This window comes from Campylobacter sp. RM9331 (genome assembly GCF_020137685.1).
In the GTDB taxonomy this organism is placed as follows: domain Bacteria; phylum Campylobacterota; class Campylobacteria; order Campylobacterales; family Campylobacteraceae; genus Campylobacter_E.
Genome location: NZ_JACGBA010000045.1, coordinates 1 through 1,835 on the forward strand (window position 1 = coordinate 1; position 1,835 = coordinate 1,835).

3 protein-coding genes are annotated in these 1,835 nt (G+C 28.3%); all 3 read left to right on the forward strand.

Annotated elements, in window-relative coordinates; all coding sequences use genetic code 11:
- The first annotated feature begins 128 nt into the window (after positions 1 to 128).
- Positions 129 to 980: a hypothetical protein gene (locus tag AVBRAN9331_RS09640; RefSeq protein ID WP_214119684.1), complete on the forward strand. Its 852-nt coding sequence runs from the start codon at positions 129 to 131 to the stop codon at positions 978 to 980.
- A complete protein-coding gene (locus AVBRAN9331_RS09645) occupies positions 965 to 1,519 on the forward strand; it encodes a cysteine peptidase family C39 domain-containing protein (RefSeq protein ID WP_214119685.1) in 555 nt (184 codons plus the stop codon). The genes AVBRAN9331_RS09640 and AVBRAN9331_RS09645 overlap by 16 nt, the downstream gene beginning before the upstream one ends.
- 63 nt (positions 1,520 to 1,582) lie before the next feature.
- Positions 1,583 to 1,835 (forward strand): hypothetical protein (locus AVBRAN9331_RS09650; protein ID WP_336612918.1); only part of this gene is annotated, 253 nt, incomplete at its 3' end.

The following is a 1,835-nucleotide window of genomic DNA, read 5'->3' on the forward strand; positions in this document are numbered from 1 at the left end:
GCAAAATTAATATTCAAAATATTAAAGATGAAAGAGATTTATTAGCTATATTTTTAGCCTATAAAAATGGCGAGAATTTATATGATAAAAGGGTTTGAAATTTTATATTTTAAATTGAAAGGAAGAGTTTGAAAAAGTTATTTTTTATAGCATTTACTTTAAGCTTTTTATTTGGCTCTGATGCTATTACTATTGATAGTCTTTTTAAAAGACAAATCGGACTTAGAAGCATTACAAGTCTTAGTTTAATCACTAGCGGGAATGCTAATATCTACACAAGTTATCCAAGTCTAATAATAGGAGGCGATCCTGTGATTTGGACTGATAATAAAAGGCTTAGTTTGAATGAAACTTTGATATATTCATTTAATAACAAGCTTGATTTTATAACTTCAATTGGCGCTAATGCTACTAGAAATGAATATAGTAATTTTTTTACGGGTAAGCCTATGAGTGAAACTCATTATTCATTTGAGAGCTTGTGGCTTGGGTTTAATTATAGATTTGATAGTTTTAGTGATAAAATACTTAGTTTTTCTTATCAAGCAGGATTATTACAAAGAGAAAAAGCACTTGATACAAATAAAAGTTTTTATTTTAAATCACATTCAGCTAAGCTAAACTTAAAAGGATATAGCGACCCTGCTATTTGGGGTATTTATATGGGATTTACATATAATGATACTAGGACTTTTGATAAACTAGCGATAAATTATGGAAATTCTTATAATTTTGGTGCAAATCTTAGTATAGTATTAAGCCCTAAAATTACGCTTGATTTAGAAGCTTCACAGAGTTTTCAAGCAGCTCAAAAAATCAATGGTGTAAAATATACAAATCTAAGAAGTATCCCAACATATAGTGTAGGCTCAACTTATAGTATAAATGATGATACAAGTATCAGTTTTAACGCTAGTTTTGGTGGTGGTTCAGCTGCTCCTGATAGTGTGTTTGGTATTAGCTTATGGCAAAAATTCTAATAATCTTTATAACTATAACTTGTCTTAATGCCGAGTTTGCAGTGAAGTCTTATAGACAAATCAAAAATAACTCCGTAGTAAGACAAAGTTATGAAGAATCTTGTGGGGCAAGTAGTATAGCGACATTGCTAAATCTAACAAATATCAAGCGTTTTAGTGAAAAAGATATTTTAGAAGTTTTAGATAAAAATACTAATATGCTAAGTTTTAATGAATTAAATAATGCGTTAAATAAATTAGGTTTTAATGCAAAAGCTTATAAATTAAATCGTAATATATTTGAAAAAATATTCGTGCCTTTTATAGTAAAGATTGAAAATGACCCGAGATTTCCACATTTTGTAGTGGTAAATAATATTAATGGGGATTTTGTGAAAGTATATGACCCAAGCTTTGGCGAATATCTAAGCTCTAAAAAAGAATTTTATAGCGTATGGGATAAAGATGGTTTAGGTGGATACGCTCTAATAATTAAGCCAAATATTACAAAAGAACTAAAGCCAAATTTACCACGCCCAAGTCAAATAAAAGAAATTTAAATAAGTTTTATATTTTTAAAGTTTTTGTTAATTTTGCTGATATAGATGATAAAGGAGATGATTATGAAAATAACGGCTAATTCTTATATAACATATCCAACAACTAAAATTAGTAAAAAAAATGATAATCTAGATATTCAAGCCAATAAACCTTATTATGAAGATGGAAAGGCTAGTTTAGAATATCTTAAACTAGCTCAAGAAAAGTTAGAAAACGATCCGACTTACAATCCAATAAATGATAAAAATCTAAATCTTGGAGAAAAGGCAAGTTATTGTGTGTTTGGAGCATTAGACCCTGATTTAGTAGAAGAAA